Source organism: Sporolactobacillus pectinivorans, assembly GCF_002802965.1.
GTDB lineage: Bacteria > Bacillota > Bacilli > Bacillales > Sporolactobacillaceae > Sporolactobacillus > Sporolactobacillus pectinivorans.
This window is the reverse complement of record NZ_NXGA01000001.1, coordinates 1601253-1614095: the sequence shown is the minus strand read 5'-3', so window position 1 is coordinate 1614095 and position 12843 is coordinate 1601253. Positions and strand designations below refer to the sequence as shown.

At 47.3% G+C, this 12843-nt stretch carries 17 protein-coding genes and 1 riboswitch; of the genes, 6 read left to right on the top strand and 11 right to left on the bottom strand.

What is annotated here, in order from left to right:
* Positions 1 to 4: 4 nt before the first annotated feature.
* The 4 genes from COP04_RS07780 to COP04_RS07765 form a co-directional block, all read right to left on the bottom strand.
* Positions 5 to 784 carry a helix-turn-helix transcriptional regulator gene (locus COP04_RS07780; protein ID WP_100487448.1) on the bottom strand — a complete coding sequence of 260 codons (780 nt, stop codon included), beginning with the start codon at positions 782 to 784 and terminating at the stop codon, positions 5 to 7.
* Positions 785 to 1031: 247 nt separating this feature from the next.
* Positions 1032 to 1325 (bottom strand): thiamine-binding protein, encoded by a 294-nt coding sequence (locus COP04_RS07775; RefSeq protein ID WP_100489590.1) that lies wholly within the window; start codon positions 1323 to 1325, stop codon positions 1032 to 1034.
* 20 nt (positions 1326 to 1345) lie between these two features.
* Positions 1346 to 1789 (bottom strand): peptidylprolyl isomerase, encoded by a 444-nt coding sequence (locus tag COP04_RS07770; protein WP_100487447.1) that lies wholly within the window; start codon positions 1787 to 1789, stop codon positions 1346 to 1348.
* Positions 1790 to 1827: 38 nt separating this feature from the next.
* Complete coding sequence (locus COP04_RS07765) at positions 1828 to 2481, bottom strand: phosphatase PAP2 family protein (RefSeq protein ID WP_100487446.1); 654 nt, start codon at positions 2479 to 2481, stop codon at positions 1828 to 1830.
* 347 nt (positions 2482 to 2828) lie between these two features.
* On the opposite strand from COP04_RS07765, the gene COP04_RS07760 reads away from it, so the two are divergent.
* Entirely contained in the window at positions 2829 to 3293 is a 465-nt protein-coding gene (locus COP04_RS07760; protein WP_100487445.1) for an OsmC family protein, read from the top strand.
* An 18-nt stretch (positions 3294 to 3311) separates the two neighbouring features.
* On the opposite strand, the gene COP04_RS07755 is transcribed toward COP04_RS07760, so the two are convergent.
* The 3 genes from COP04_RS07755 to menB form a co-directional block, all read right to left on the bottom strand.
* Positions 3312 to 3629: a hypothetical protein gene (locus COP04_RS07755; RefSeq protein ID WP_100487444.1), complete on the bottom strand. Its 318-nt coding sequence runs from the start codon at positions 3627 to 3629 to the stop codon at positions 3312 to 3314.
* A gap of 73 nt (positions 3630 to 3702) precedes the next feature.
* Positions 3703 to 5202: an o-succinylbenzoate--CoA ligase gene (locus tag COP04_RS07750; RefSeq protein ID WP_239984803.1), complete on the bottom strand. Its 1500-nt coding sequence runs from the start codon at positions 5200 to 5202 to the stop codon at positions 3703 to 3705.
* A gap of 17 nt (positions 5203 to 5219) precedes the next feature.
* Positions 5220 to 6041 carry a 1,4-dihydroxy-2-naphthoyl-CoA synthase gene (menB, locus tag COP04_RS07745; RefSeq protein WP_100489588.1) on the bottom strand — a complete coding sequence of 274 codons (822 nt, stop codon included), beginning with the start codon at positions 6039 to 6041 and terminating at the stop codon, positions 5220 to 5222.
* Positions 6042 to 6337: 296 nt separating this feature from the next.
* Here menB and fabL point away from each other — a divergent pair, with 296 nt between their 5' ends.
* Complete coding sequence (fabL, locus tag COP04_RS07740; protein WP_100487443.1) at positions 6338 to 7093, top strand: enoyl-[acyl-carrier-protein] reductase FabL; 756 nt, start codon at positions 6338 to 6340, stop codon at positions 7091 to 7093.
* A 167-nt stretch (positions 7094 to 7260) separates the two neighbouring features.
* Here the strand turns inward: fabL and COP04_RS07735 are convergent, their stop codons facing one another.
* Positions 7261 to 7815, bottom strand: a complete 555-nt coding sequence (locus COP04_RS07735; protein WP_100487442.1) for a superoxide dismutase family protein — start codon at positions 7813 to 7815, stop codon at positions 7261 to 7263.
* A 170-nt stretch (positions 7816 to 7985) separates the two neighbouring features.
* Between COP04_RS07735 and mscL the strand changes: the two genes are divergently transcribed.
* Positions 7986 to 8441 (top strand): large conductance mechanosensitive channel protein MscL, encoded by a 456-nt coding sequence (gene mscL, locus COP04_RS07730; RefSeq protein WP_100487441.1) that lies wholly within the window; start codon positions 7986 to 7988, stop codon positions 8439 to 8441.
* A 203-nt stretch (positions 8442 to 8644) separates the two neighbouring features.
* Here mscL and COP04_RS07725 read toward each other — a convergent pair whose 3' ends face one another.
* Positions 8645 to 9136: an NUDIX hydrolase gene (locus COP04_RS07725; protein WP_100487440.1), complete on the bottom strand. Its 492-nt coding sequence runs from the start codon at positions 9134 to 9136 to the stop codon at positions 8645 to 8647.
* 193 nt (positions 9137 to 9329) lie between these two features.
* On the opposite strand from COP04_RS07725, the gene COP04_RS07720 reads away from it, so the two are divergent.
* From COP04_RS07720 to COP04_RS07710, 3 genes are all read left to right on the top strand, one after another.
* Complete coding sequence (locus tag COP04_RS07720) at positions 9330 to 9611, top strand: YdbC family protein (protein ID WP_100487439.1); 282 nt, start codon at positions 9330 to 9332, stop codon at positions 9609 to 9611.
* 262 nt (positions 9612 to 9873) lie between these two features.
* On the top strand, positions 9874 to 10788 hold the full coding sequence (locus tag COP04_RS07715) for a 1,4-dihydroxy-2-naphthoate polyprenyltransferase (RefSeq protein ID WP_100487438.1): 915 nt from the start codon (positions 9874 to 9876) through the stop codon (positions 10786 to 10788).
* Between the two features lie 128 nt (positions 10789 to 10916).
* Positions 10917 to 11047: riboswitch (FMN riboswitch) on the top strand.
* A gap of 254 nt (positions 11048 to 11301) precedes the next feature.
* Positions 11302 to 11919, top strand: a complete 618-nt coding sequence (locus COP04_RS07710; RefSeq protein ID WP_100487437.1) for an ECF transporter S component — start codon at positions 11302 to 11304, stop codon at positions 11917 to 11919.
* Between the two features lie 107 nt (positions 11920 to 12026).
* Here COP04_RS07710 and COP04_RS07705 read toward each other — a convergent pair whose 3' ends face one another.
* A complete protein-coding gene (locus COP04_RS07705; RefSeq protein ID WP_100487436.1) occupies positions 12027 to 12122 on the bottom strand; it encodes a YjcZ family sporulation protein in 96 nt (31 codons plus the stop codon).
* 202 nt (positions 12123 to 12324) lie between these two features.
* Complete coding sequence (locus COP04_RS07700; protein ID WP_100487435.1) at positions 12325 to 12843, bottom strand: acyl-CoA thioesterase; 519 nt, start codon at positions 12841 to 12843, stop codon at positions 12325 to 12327.

Here is a 12843-nt window from a genome sequence, read left to right as displayed (position 1 = left end):
AAGATCACCTGAATAAAAAAGTCAACCAGTCGACAATCGGTCTCCAAAGGTTTGGATACTCTTTGTGAATTAAATGCCTAATTTGTGCTGAAGTAAGATCGCTCAAGTCATTGGCATGAACAATTAAAGTTTTGGCGCCATGTGCCGTATGCCCAATAGCAACGTGTCCTTCTGCATAGCCGCCAATAGCGACATGCGAGGCAAAAACAGCTCCGCCGATTGAGAACATACCAACCGACAATCCGCCTAAAGTTAAAACTCCGATCGCCTGGCCGCCAATAGCCAGTATTCCAATCGATAAACCGCCGACCGCAAAGAGCAAAGCTAAAGCTGCTCCGCCAACACCGATTAATCCGGCAGACAATCCGCCGAAGCACAATCCGCCCAAAGAGATTCCCCCGAGAGAAAGAACACCGATCGATACATTGCCGATGGCCAGAATTCCTTTGGCCATGCAGAAACCCGGACCAAGATTGATATGAACGAGGGGAAGACCGAAAAGTGTCTTTTTGCTTCTAAACTCATAGCGCCGCATAAAATAATACGCGCTGAGACGATGTTCCTGTTGCCTTTCTTTTTCAATCAACAGCTCATCTCTCACCAGATTGTCGATCGGGACGCCGAACAAATTGCTGAGTGCCACCCATTTATCCGTGTCCGGATAGGATTGACCCGATTCCCACTTTGATACGGCTTGCCTTGAGATGCCGAGCGACTCGGCCAGTTTTTCCTGGGACATGCCGCGCTGTTTTCTCAATGACTGCAGTTTTTCCTGAAATTTCATGGCTATCACCTCCCTTTCAAAATTACGAATTTTTATCACGGATGACTACCAATCTGCGCTGACAATCTGTCAACCAGTCGTTGCGTTTACAGTTTTTAAGCAAATTTTTCTTAAATCACAAATAAAATATTTAAGAAAAAAGCAGGATGAAAAAAATTCTCCATTCTGCTTACAAAACATTTTCATTTCGGCCGTGTTGGGATACCAGCTTCACATATGTACTTCACATATGTACAATTCTATATTATTAAGACTTCCGGTACTTCCCAACCTTTTCCTTGATCGAAGTTCCCTGAGGGCGGAAATGAATTTTCACTTCTGCCGCGACTTCTTCTGCACCCGCCTCGACCGTTGCATAAATGGTCTGTTTCACAACCTCCAGCAGGTCGTCCAGCTCCCCCTCAAGCACCGTCTCAAGTGCGTCCACTTCATATTTCACGCCCGACTTCTGGATTGCTTCAATCGCTTTATCCACAAGAGCATACGTATCCTTGTCCTTTGAAAACGGAAGAATCTGCAGTCCGACATTGCTTTTTGGCATCATCAGTGCCCCTCTCCTATTTAGTCTTCTTCGTCCCAGACTTTAACTTCTGTCATGACATCACCGTTTCTCATCGCCAGAACTGTACCAAGACCTTCAGTAACTTGTCCGAAAACAGTATGCACGCCATCCAGATGCGGCTGTGGTGCATGGACAATAAAAAATTGACAGGAACCGGTATCGCGCCCGGCGTGAGCCATCGACAGCGCGCCTGCAACATGCTGATGCGGATTGCCATCCGTCTCGCATTTTATTGTATAGCCGGCATCGCCCATCCCGGTTCCGGTCGGATCGCCACCCTGACTGACAAAACCGGGAATGACGCGGTGAAAAGTCAGCCCGTTGTAAAAACCGGAATTCGCCAGTTTTTCAAAATTTGCTACTGTATTAGGCGCTTCATTCGGGAAAAAATCGATATGGACCACTTCACCGTTTTCCATAGTAATAGAACCTTTTTTCATCATTATGCCTCCTGTTGATTACCTTTCTGTATAGTTCCATATTAACGGCTTCTGCGCCGGCGATCAATAAAAATCAAGATGAGCGAGGTGAGACCGACAACCAGACCGCCCATGCAGTATCCGGCCAGAATATCACTGAAAAAATGGACATTCAGGAAGGGCCTGCTGAATCCGATCAGAAGTATCATTGCCAGATTGATTACAACCCATAGTTTTCGGACCCACTTAGTCTGAATCAGCGGGGCAATGAGAACAATCAGTAATCCGTATACAGTGGACACGTTCATCGCGTGTCCGCTCGGAAAGCTATACCCGGATGCGGGAACAAGGTGGGGAAACGCCGGACGATCCCTCATCACCCAGCTTTTCAGCGTTTCGTTCAACTGACGTTCAGCAAAAAAAGCGGCCGGCAACAATATCATCGGGAAAAATTTTTTTCTGAACAGTAAATACAGCATTGCCAGGGCAATAATCACTGACAGCAGTTGTGAATCTCCAAAGTCAGTCAGCTTTGAAAAAAAAGCAATCAACGTTTTTGTCCTTAAGGGATCAAGACTCTGATTCAGCTGATTGTCCAACCTCTTGATTCCAGGTATCCGGATCGCCAGAACCAGAATTAAAAATACTAATGTACAAATCAGAGTCATCCATACCCAGCGTATGGCGATCCGGTTTTCTTTATGAACGGCGTTCATCTTCTTCCCGTCCCTCTTTTCTGCAGGTTCCTACGCTGCATACAGACCATGCCTAATTAATGCCGCACCGCTTTTTACTCTTATACGGTTCCGTATGCTGCTTGTCTTTGTCTTACTATTACATTCAAAGCATCAAAATACAGGGTGGTACTAAGAAAAGCTCGTGAAGCTAGGCTTCTGGCGCAGGCCGTGCCCTGGTTGGCCCTGCACGCTATTCCTCTGAATTTTATCGTGCAAAAAGTGTACCGAAGGGCTCATTGTCTTCTTTGCAGCTTTGATCGCCGGCATTATAATCAATATGAAAAGAATTGATTCATCATGCTGCCAGTTCAGAAAGGATGGGTATTATGGAAAGATTCACTTTTAACTTGAAGGGCAACTGGAAAGGTTCCTGGGACGGACAAGGCCATGTCAAAACAAAAGGCATCGATACTGACATTTCTGTTGACCCGTCGATGAAGGGAGCCGGCATCGGTACAAACCCCGATGAATTACTTCTGAGTGCACTTTCGTCCTGCTATATGATCACACTGGGTATCCGGCTTGGCAAAGAAGAAATCAGTTTTGACCATCTCTCAATTGAATCCGAGGGGATTGTCACAAAAAAAGGCGGGCTGCATTTCGACAAAGTCATTCACCGGCCCGTCATTTTTCTGGACAGAGAGGTCACCGACGAGTCAAAGCTGCGCTCAGCCATATATCAGGCTGAGCAGGACTGCATGGTGGCGAAGGCCGTTCGCGGTAACGTACGTATCGAGATTGCTCCCGTTTTCAAAACCGTTGAGACGGATCCCGGCAGTAAAAAGGCGTGAAAGAGACAGCATGTCTTTTCACGCTTTTTCACTTTTTATTGCCATTTTTGCTTGATAAAAATTTTTCTGCACTAAAAATGCTGCCTGCTGAACCTGGCGGGACGTTGCCTGTACTTTTTCCTTTTTCTTGATATAATCAAGCTGGATCTCAGACAGATTCTGCGTCAACGTATTTTTTTCTTCAGCAATTTTTTCCGCCTGCCGACGTATTTTCTCACCGATTTTAGATACTTTTGCCATTGTCCCATTCATCAGTTTCAATGTTCGCATAGCCGAAATAGCAAACCCAATAATGGCAGCCGCGACCAGAGCCAGACTCAGGTAAACAATAATCAAGTCGATCAGCCCTCTTCCGAATTCATTTGTGGGTACCCTTCTGAACCTATCATACCCTAAACATGCTGAAAGATCATTTTGAAGGACAATATTCTTCAGGCAGCCGGTCGGTCAGCTTTCTCCGCAGCAGTTTCCGGGAAGCATTCCGCGGCAGCAGTCCGGTAAAACAGATTCCAACAGGCAGCTTATACCGCGCAAGCTTTTTTTCGCAAAAGTTCAGTAAAGCTTCTTCAGTGACGGAACAGCCGGGCTTAAGATGGATAAAGGCGAAAGGCACTTCACCCCAATGTTGATTTTTCACGCCAACGACCCCGGCCTCTTCAACGCCTGGAAAATCAAACAGTACAGATTCAATTTCTGCCGGGTATACATTCTCGCCGCCGGAAATAATCAGATCATCCCTCCGGTCAAGCACATAAAGAAAACCATCGGAATCCAGGTAGCCAATATCTCCCGTGCACAGCCATCCGTTACTGAAGGCTTTCGCTGTTGCCCCGGGACGATTCCAGTAACCCGGAGTTACGTTCATCCCTCTGACTAAAATCTCACCGGGTTCATCCCTTTTTGCTTCCCGGTCCTTTCCGACAATCCGGATTTCCCCATGGAAAAGCGGTTTGCCGGCCGATCCCAATTTTGAAAACATGAATTCCGGGGGCAACGTCACCATCTGCGAGGCCGTTTCTGTCAGCCCGTATGTCTGATAAACCGGTATTTTTTTCTCACGGCTGTGCTTGAGAAGCGGCAGCGGTGCCGGCCCGCCGCCGAGCAGCATACAGCGGAAAGCAGCCGGATAGCGCTCTGTTCCGAGATCGTCCAGCATCCGTCTCAGCATATTGGCAACTACTGAAACCATACTCACGCCATTTTGACAGATGACGCGGTTTGCTGCATGAGGATCAAATTTTTTCAAGAGAAAAACCGGCATCCCATAAATGATATTCTTCATAATAATGGACAGTCCGCTGACGTGAAAAAGCGGCACGCAGCAAAGCCATTTATCTGTATCTGCCAATCCGAGATTCAGGGCAGATCCGGCGGCACTCCACCAGTGATTTCCATAAGTCAGGACAACACCCTTGGGTCTGCCCGTTGTCCCAGAAGTGTAAATTATCGTGCACGGATCACCCAGATGAAATGAATGCTGAAGTGTGGCATCTGCCTGAGGCTGCTGTTTGACATGATTCATCGTGATCCAGTTAAAAGACCGGGTCCCCTTCATGATCTCAGGTTCCAGAGGCTGATCTGCGTCATCGCAGATCAGCCATCTTGCCTCGCTGTCCTCTGTCTCCCAGGCCAGCTCTTCCGGGCTTAGCCGGATGTTCAGCGGGACACCCACAGCGCCAAGGGCCATCAGCGCATGAAAAAAGCAGACCAGATCCAGGCTGTTTTCGCTCAGCAGGGCAACATGGTCCCCCTTTTGAATGCCCAGTGATGCCAGCTTTCCTGTAAGTACCAGAACGCGATCCCACAACTTGAGAAAGGAGATGCGCTGCTCATTTGTCTCGAAGGCTGTCCGGTCAGGCGTCAGATCCGCGCGCTGCTTCAGCCAGTTCGGCATGATCGCTTCCTGCATCGTTCACGCGCCCCTTTTCAAGGAAATTTCGGATATTTACTGAAATCGGGGTCGCGTTTCTCCTTAAATGCGTCCCGCCCCTCTTTTGCCTCATCGGTCGTGTAATAGAGAAGCGTCGCGTCTCCGCCCAATTGCTGAAGTCCGGCAAGCCCGTCCGTGTCCGCATTGAAAGAAGCTTTCAGGAAACGCAGCGCAGTTGCGCTCTTCGAGAGCATCTCTTTTGCCCATTTGACCGTTTCTTCTTCAAGGTTTTCCAGAGGGACAACCGTGTTGACGAGCCCCATGTCAAGAGCCTGCTGCGCATTATACTGCCGGCACAGATACCAAATTTCACGCGCTTTCTTTTGACCGACAATTCGCGCCAGGTAGCCCGCACCGTAGCCCGCATCGAAACTGCCGACTTTTGGCCCGGTCTGTCCAAAAACAGCATTATCCGCAGCAATTGTCAGGTCGCAGACAACCTGCAGCACATTACCCCCGCCAATCGCATAACCGGCTACCATCGCAATCACCGGCTTCGGAATGATGCGGATCAGATGCTGCAGATCCAGCACATTCAGCCGCGGGATATGATCGCTGCCAACGTAGCCTCCATTGCCTCTGACTTTTTGGTCACCCCCTGAACAGAATGCCAGCGTTCCGGCGCCGGTCAGAACAATGACGCCGACGCTTGCATCATCCCGGGCTCTCGAAAAAGCGTCGATCATTTCCATGACTGTTTTCGGTGTGAAAGCATTGCGGACTTGCGGGCGGTTAATCGTGATTTTGGCAATGCCTTCGTAACGTTCGAAAATAATTTCGTCGTAGTTCTCAATCGTTTCCCATTCTATTGAAGACATCATCCACTCTTCCTTTCCTGTTTCACCAGATTTATGTATACGGTTCCTTGTGATGTTTTGCACACTCATCATTTTAGCATATCATCACCTATCTGTGGTTTTTTGAGATCGCCTCAGAAAAACCATTCGGAATTGCAGTTCCCGCAGCGTATTTGTACTGTAACATCTTGCCCGAATTTTAAAGACTTTGCTATACTTGTAACATCAGAGAAAGTTAGACATCCGGGGGGCAGGTGTGGGACAACATTCCCGTTCCACGCTTTTTTTCCGGCCAAGGTTTTGAAGGGGGATCCGATATGGATAAAAAAGTTGCGTTGATTACGGGAGGAACCCGAGGTATAGGCAAAGCAATTGCCGAAAAGTTTGCCCGGAATGGCTATAATCTGGTCCTGAATTATGCGCGGAAAGCAAGCAATGCCGAACAGACAAAGCTTGAAATCGAAGACAAATACGACGTTTCGGTCAAAATCGTCAAAGCGAATGTCGGTGAACTGGAACAGATCAATCAATTGTTTAAAGCAGCAGATCAGGCCTTCGGACGGTTGGATGTATTCGTCAATAACGCCGCATCCGGTGTGCAGCGTCCACTGATGGAGATCCAAGAAAAGCACTGGGACTGGACGGAAGACATCAACGCCAAGGCTTACTTGTTCGCTGCTCAGCAGGCCGCCAAGCGGATGCAGCGGACAGGCAGCGGGCACATCGTTGCCCTCTCCAGCCTGGGCGCGGTCCGGGCACTTCCCAATTATGTTGTAGTGGGCGTTTCAAAAGCGGCTGTTGAAGCCATCACACGCTATCTCGCCGTCGAACTCGCCTCAATGAAAATTACGGTCAATACGGTCTCCGGCGGCGCCGTTGATACAGATGCGCTGAAACACTTTCCGAACCGCGAAGAACTGCTGGAACAGGCAGCAAAACACAATCCGGCCGGCCGGATTGTTGAGCCTGAAGATTTGGCGGAAGCCGTCTATTTCCTATGTACACCGGCGGCTTTCATGATTCGCGGACAAACGATCACCGTAGATGGCGGACTCTCACTGCTGGCTGAATAAAGAAAATCTATCGATTGGCAAGCACCTATCAAGCACCTAACAAGATGTAAAAATATAACGGCCGTTGCCGCCATTTTCTACGACTTTTTATACTTTCTTAAGATACAAAAAGGCTGTTTCACGGTCGCAAAAATCGACTGACGAGACAGCCTCTTTGATATTCGTCATTAGCGGATAACACCGCAAAGCACACGTTTCCCCGAATTTCCTGACGGATCCGATAGTTGATCATCTCCGAACTCATGTATGATCAGCGCCGATCCGTCGGCATCACGAAGCGAGTTCTCTTTCTCTTTCTTCAGCGTCACACGCGGGTTGAAAATGACCGTTTCGACAATTCCATGCCTGTCGGCAAAGATGTTGGGCATATCCCCTGCGTGAGGACCCATTGGATTTTTCAATCCATGGTGTTTGTGTTCCGGATTAAAATGTTCGCCCGAGGACATAAAATCCGGTGGTGTACAGTTCCCAATTTCATGAAAATGGATGGCATGGATTCCGGGCCTCAGCCCTTCAGCATGCAAAGAAATCCGGACACCCTTCGCCGTTTCGGTCAGGACGGCTTCACCGACCTCTTCATTGCCAGCGTTGATCAGTGGAACAACCAGTTTTTCTGCTTTATTCGCTTTTGCACTGACTTTTACGCCCGGATGATGTTCACAGAAAACAACGGCGAACGCCAGCGCCAGACATGCAAGATAGATTAATTTTCTATTATTCACATGGACCAGCCCCCCTGCGGTTAGCATGTGCATTATCTTTTTTTCTACTCAGCACCACTTCCGCGGCCGGTGGCTCTTTTCATTTTTTGGCCATCATGCTATGCTTTTTTCATATATGTCTGGTCACTACGCTGAGTAGGACAAAGTAGAAGAATCCGGAGGGGTCGCAATTGAAAACATTGGCTGAGTTTAAAAAATTTCTGTCGCGCGGCAATGTCATTGATCTCGCTGTCGCAGTCATTATCGGTGCCGCTTTCGGACAGATCATCAATTCACTGGTCAAAGATATCGTCATGCCTCCGATCGGTCTTCTGCTCGGCAAGGTAGACTTCAGCAGCCTGTACATCAATCTGTCCGGTCATGCATATGGCAGCCTGGCAGCTGCTCAAAGAGCAGGCGCGCCAACGATCAACTATGGAACTTTTCTAAATACCGTAATTAATTTTCTGATTATCGCTCTCATTATCTTTTTCGCCGTTAAAATTGTGGACAAAGCTTCACACAAAAAAACTGCGTCGCCAACGACAAAAACTTGCCCTTACTGCCTGTCTCTCATTCCTCTCAGAGCAACAAAGTGTCCGCATTGCACCGCAGATCTCCCTGCTCAGGATATGGTGCATCAATAAATGATCTGCTGAAAAAGCCCGGCGCAGGCCGGGTTTTTTCATGATCTATAATGATTATATATTAACGTTGGTTCTGACCCTTGCAGCAAAAATATCATGCCTAGAAATTTAATCAGCCGTTCCAGAACAATTTATCGGTTCTCACTAGATTTTATCGATTTTTCTTCATGTGAATTTACCGGCCGGATCGATTCGAAGAATATTTATCGGATCTTAATAGGCAGCGTCCTGATTTCCGTACGGACAATTCGATCATGCTCAAAAGTACAATGATAGTCAACCGGATGATGCCTTCCAATATCGAGAACGTCTTTCATAAAAACCCTAAGCGTCGGCACTGTTCCGAAGTTGTTCTCGGACAGCACCCATTCCTCGGTTTTCCATTCAAGGATTCCCTCGCGTGTTCCCTTGGGCGTATCAATTCCGTTCAAATCCCGGACCTCAGCGACAAAGACATACATCCCTTGCGGATCTTCCTGATCCGGATTCCAGGTCACAATCCCCCTGAACAGCGGGTACATGATTCTGATCCCTGTTTCTTCCCCAATCTCCCGGATGACACATTCCTCCGGAGATTCACCGGGTTCAAGTTTCCCGCCGACGCCGTTCCAGGCCCCCTGCCACGGATTCTTTTCCCTGTTAATCATCAGTATTTTCCCGTTATTCCTGATAAATGCGAGTGTGTAACGAAGCATCTGACTCCCCCATTTGCCGTGCCTTAAATGCTGGAAAAAATATTTCATCTTGCTTTATTATAGCAAATTGTGTCTGGTAGGTGGATTTGCAAATTTTATTCAGATTACCGCAATAGTATATTGACAGAACGCTTGTTCGCCTGATATTCTGTTATCAGAACATTTGTTCAAAACAAATCTATGAGGTGATTATATGGCAGAAACAAAATCAGAAGTGCGGTTCAATTTGATTCAGCATTTTGGCGTGATCGCCAAAGAATCCGGTGGCTGGACGAAAGAGCTGAACCTTGTCAGCTGGAATGACCGCGACGCTAAGTATGACATTCGAAGCTGGGCTCCGGACAGAAAAAAGATGAGACGCGGCATTACCTTGAGCGGGGTCGAATGCGAAACACTCCGATCCCTGCTTAATACACGTTTTCCTCAGTCCTTACCATCCTTGCAGCCTGACGTTGTTCCCGCTTCACGTTCGTGACTTTTTTTCGTTATATCTTCTCTTCGTTCTACAATTCGAATGATCCGCTTTCTTGATTTGCCTTCCCTTTTCAGACCTGCCTGATCACTATCCAGTTTCACACTTCGTCTTTCCATATCGCCACTAATATTTTTTACACCCGGAGTGCATGGTATTGACAGTTTTCGTAGATTTCCATACACTAAAATTAATTATTCTTGTCGATTTAGTGTCAAAATATATTGAATCAATGAATCTATTAATGGCTGGGAGAGATTAAGCGATGGACGATCAGGAACTTGAAAAGAATACCGGTTTCAGAAAATGGTGGAAAATGATCAGGCCACATACCCTGACTGCTTCTTTTGTTCCTGTTGCGCTCGGTACCGCTCTTGTCCTCCCAATGAAGAAACCGGATATACTCCTCTTTATCGCGATGCTGGTTGCATCCATGCTGATACAAATTGCGACCAACCTCTTTAATGAATACTTTGACTATAAAAGAGGACTGGACACTTCTGAATCTGTCGGGATCGGCGGCAGTATAGTGCGCGATGGATTTCACCCAAAAACTATACTGAATCTGGCCCGCCTGCTCTGCTTGATCGCCATGCTGATTGGAATCTATATCTGCTTTGAAAGCAGCTGGTGGATTGCACTTGCAGGCACAATATGCATTCTCACCGGTTATTTGTATTCCGGCGGGCCTTATCCCATTGCCTACACGCCGTTCGGTGAGCTGGCGTCCGGATTATTCATGGGTGTATTTATCATATGGATCTCCTTTTTTGTTCAGGCAGAGACTCTGACACTCAACACGGTACTGATATCTGTGCCCATTGGCATTTTGGTCGGAGGCATCAATATGGCCAACAACATAAGGGATCTGTCGGGCGATCAGGAAAAAGGGCGGAAAACGCTGCCGATTTTGCTTGGACGCTCACGGGCAATTAATCTGCTGGCTGCCCTTTTTGCCCTTTCTTATTTGTGGATCATCGGCTTGATGATTTTTCAAGTAGAATCGGCCTGGTTGCTGATCGTATTTGCCAGCCTTCCAAAAGCTATCCAGGCTACCAAACTTTTCCGCGGGAAAACAAGGGCGGTTCAACTGATGCCTGCGATGAAAGCCACGGCTCAGATGACCACGCTGTTTGGTCTCCTGCTTTCCATCGGATTAGTGCTTGACCATTTCATATAAGTGCTTCAAGAGTGCAGCCCCGATTTTCAGGCTGCCCTTCTTTTATTTCATCGATTATTTTTACCACAAGTAAAAAGTATTGCTCCGGAAAAGAAAAACGTGTAAGATAGATTTGTTAATTGAATAGCAAGTTCCTTCAGGGCAGGGTGAAATTCCCGACCGGCGGTATTGGATGAAAGATGCCAAAGTCCGCAAGCCGAAAGGTTGATCCGGTAAGAAGCCGGAACCGACAGTAGAGTCTGGATGAAAGAAGGATGATGTCATGGCGCAGTTCTTCGCCTTCTGTTTGCATTGAGCAGATCCGATGGCGGTTTTGTTTGATTGTGCAATCATTTCATCTGAAAATAAGCCCAAGGGAAAAATCCTTTGGGCTTTTATTTTGAAATGGAGTGACCAGCCGGTTTCACGATGGCTATTACTTAAGGAATCGCCGTTATTGCCGGACATTCTGAAGCAAAGCAGCAAAGAGCGTTAAGCATCGTCCCCAAAAAACATATTTATGGGGTGGTTTGGATGACTCATTCATCGCTAAAGAAAATGATTCTCGTTTCATTATTGTCAGCAATCGGATTTTTAATTATGCTGATTGCTTTCCCGGTGCCCATGATCCCGGGCTTTCTGACACTCGATTTTAGTGATCTGCCGGCGCTGATCGGTGCAATGATACTTGGTCCGGTTGCCGGAATTGCCATCGAAGCGATCAAAAATATTCTTCATGTTCTCTTGGCGGGTTCTCTGACCGTTGTCCCAATTGGAGAAATGTCTAATTTTGCAGCAGGGTCGATACTGATTGTCGTATCATGGCTTTTCTACCGCAGGAAACGTTCAGCGCTCTCGCTCGTTACCGGGATGATTGTCGGAACCCTCGCAATGACCATTATCATGTCTATTGCTAATTATTATTTAATCTTTCCCGGATATGCCATGTTTCTAGGATTCAGTATAAATACTGCCGTTTCAATGGCCCAGAGCGCAAATCACGGCATCCGAAGCCTGCTGACACTGATCGTCTACGGTGTGGCTCCTTTTAATCTGCTTAAAGGTGTAGCGCTGACGATTCTAATGATTCCGGTGTTCGCACGCCTTCGCGGCTTTATCGGCCGTAAACAGGCAGCAGACCGTACCCTCTGATCCTGTTCTCCATTGACCTGTCCTTATTGTTGAAGAAAAAATACCCGCTGACAATCGAAATGTCGGCGGGTATTTTAGCAGATGTGGCATTTTAGAGCCGAAGCTCATCAATAAACGAAGGCTGTGCCCACGATAATCAGCAAGATAAACAAAACAACGATTAATGCAAATCCACTGCCGGATCCGCCGTAAGATGCACCCATATCGTCACTCGCCCCTTTAACCAATAGTTTTTGAGCGGTTACCCCAGCTCAACACTACATATTATGCATGGTGACAATATGTGTGTGGACGTTAATTTATCTTCCCAATGGGTGCCCAATGGGTGCCCATTGGGTGCCCATTGGGTGAGGCTTCTAAGCAATTGTTGATCTTCTATGTCTTGCCTGAAGCACCTCTATTTCTTTAGTTCCGCTCCCAAGGTTTATTCAAGGTTAGCTTTGAGACAAAAGCCTTAGTCTCACTTCTTCTTTCTTTTCGATGCAAATAGCGCCTCTCAGCTGAGTTATACAGCATCTTCTCTTCCTCTGTTTCCGGAATCACTTTCGGAACGGGCTGGACTTTGCCATCCGCTCCGATAGCGACAAACGTCAGAAAAGAAGTCGTGCACAGTGTCCGTTCCCCGGTCATCAGATCCTCAGTAACTATTTTTACAAATACCTCCATAGACGTGTGATGTGTCCAGGTAACAATTGCCTCAAGGCATACTGAAGATCCTGCTTTAATCGGATGAAGAAAGTCAACAGAATCAATTGAAGCTGTGACAACAAGCTGACGGCAATGCCTCGTAGCCGCGATCGCTCCAATATTATCTACATACATCATCAATTTCCCGCCAAAGAATGTGCCGTGATTATTTGTATCGTTCGGCATAACGTGGATGGACGTCACCGAACGTGATTCACTGACCTTTTTCGCTTCCAC

Excerpts from the sequence above, each read along its gene's own strand:
- COP04_RS07780 (WP_100487448.1), bottom strand. The coding sequence starts at position 784 with ATGAAATTTCAGGAAAAACTGCAGTCATTGAGAAAACAGCGCGGCATG.
- COP04_RS07775 (WP_100489590.1), bottom strand. The coding sequence starts at position 1,325 with ATGCCAAAAAGCAATGTCGGACTGCAGATTCTTCCGTTTTCAAAGGAC.
- COP04_RS07770 (WP_100487447.1), bottom strand. The coding sequence starts at position 1,789 with ATGATGAAAAAAGGTTCTATTACTATGGAAAACGGTGAAGTGGTCCAT.
- COP04_RS07765 (WP_100487446.1), bottom strand. The coding sequence starts at position 2,481 with ATGAACGCCGTTCATAAAGAAAACCGGATCGCCATACGCTGGGTATGG.
- COP04_RS07760 (WP_100487445.1), top strand. The coding sequence starts at position 2,829 with ATGGAAAGATTCACTTTTAACTTGAAGGGCAACTGGAAAGGTTCCTGG.
- COP04_RS07750 (WP_239984803.1), bottom strand. The coding sequence starts at position 5,202 with ATGCAGGAAGCGATCATGCCGAACTGGCTGAAGCAGCGCGCGGATCTG.
- menB (WP_100489588.1), bottom strand. The coding sequence starts at position 6,041 with ATGTCTTCAATAGAATGGGAAACGATTGAGAACTACGACGAAATTATT.
- fabL (WP_100487443.1), top strand. The coding sequence starts at position 6,338 with ATGGATAAAAAAGTTGCGTTGATTACGGGAGGAACCCGAGGTATAGGC.
- COP04_RS07725 (WP_100487440.1), bottom strand. The coding sequence starts at position 9,136 with ATGCTTCGTTACACACTCGCATTTATCAGGAATAACGGGAAAATACTG.
- COP04_RS07720 (WP_100487439.1), top strand. The coding sequence starts at position 9,330 with ATGGCAGAAACAAAATCAGAAGTGCGGTTCAATTTGATTCAGCATTTT.
- COP04_RS07715 (WP_100487438.1), top strand. The coding sequence starts at position 9,874 with ATGGACGATCAGGAACTTGAAAAGAATACCGGTTTCAGAAAATGGTGG.
- COP04_RS07710 (WP_100487437.1), top strand. The coding sequence starts at position 11,302 with ATGACTCATTCATCGCTAAAGAAAATGATTCTCGTTTCATTATTGTCA.
- COP04_RS07705 (WP_100487436.1), bottom strand. The coding sequence starts at position 12,122 with ATGGGTGCATCTTACGGCGGATCCGGCAGTGGATTTGCATTAATCGTT.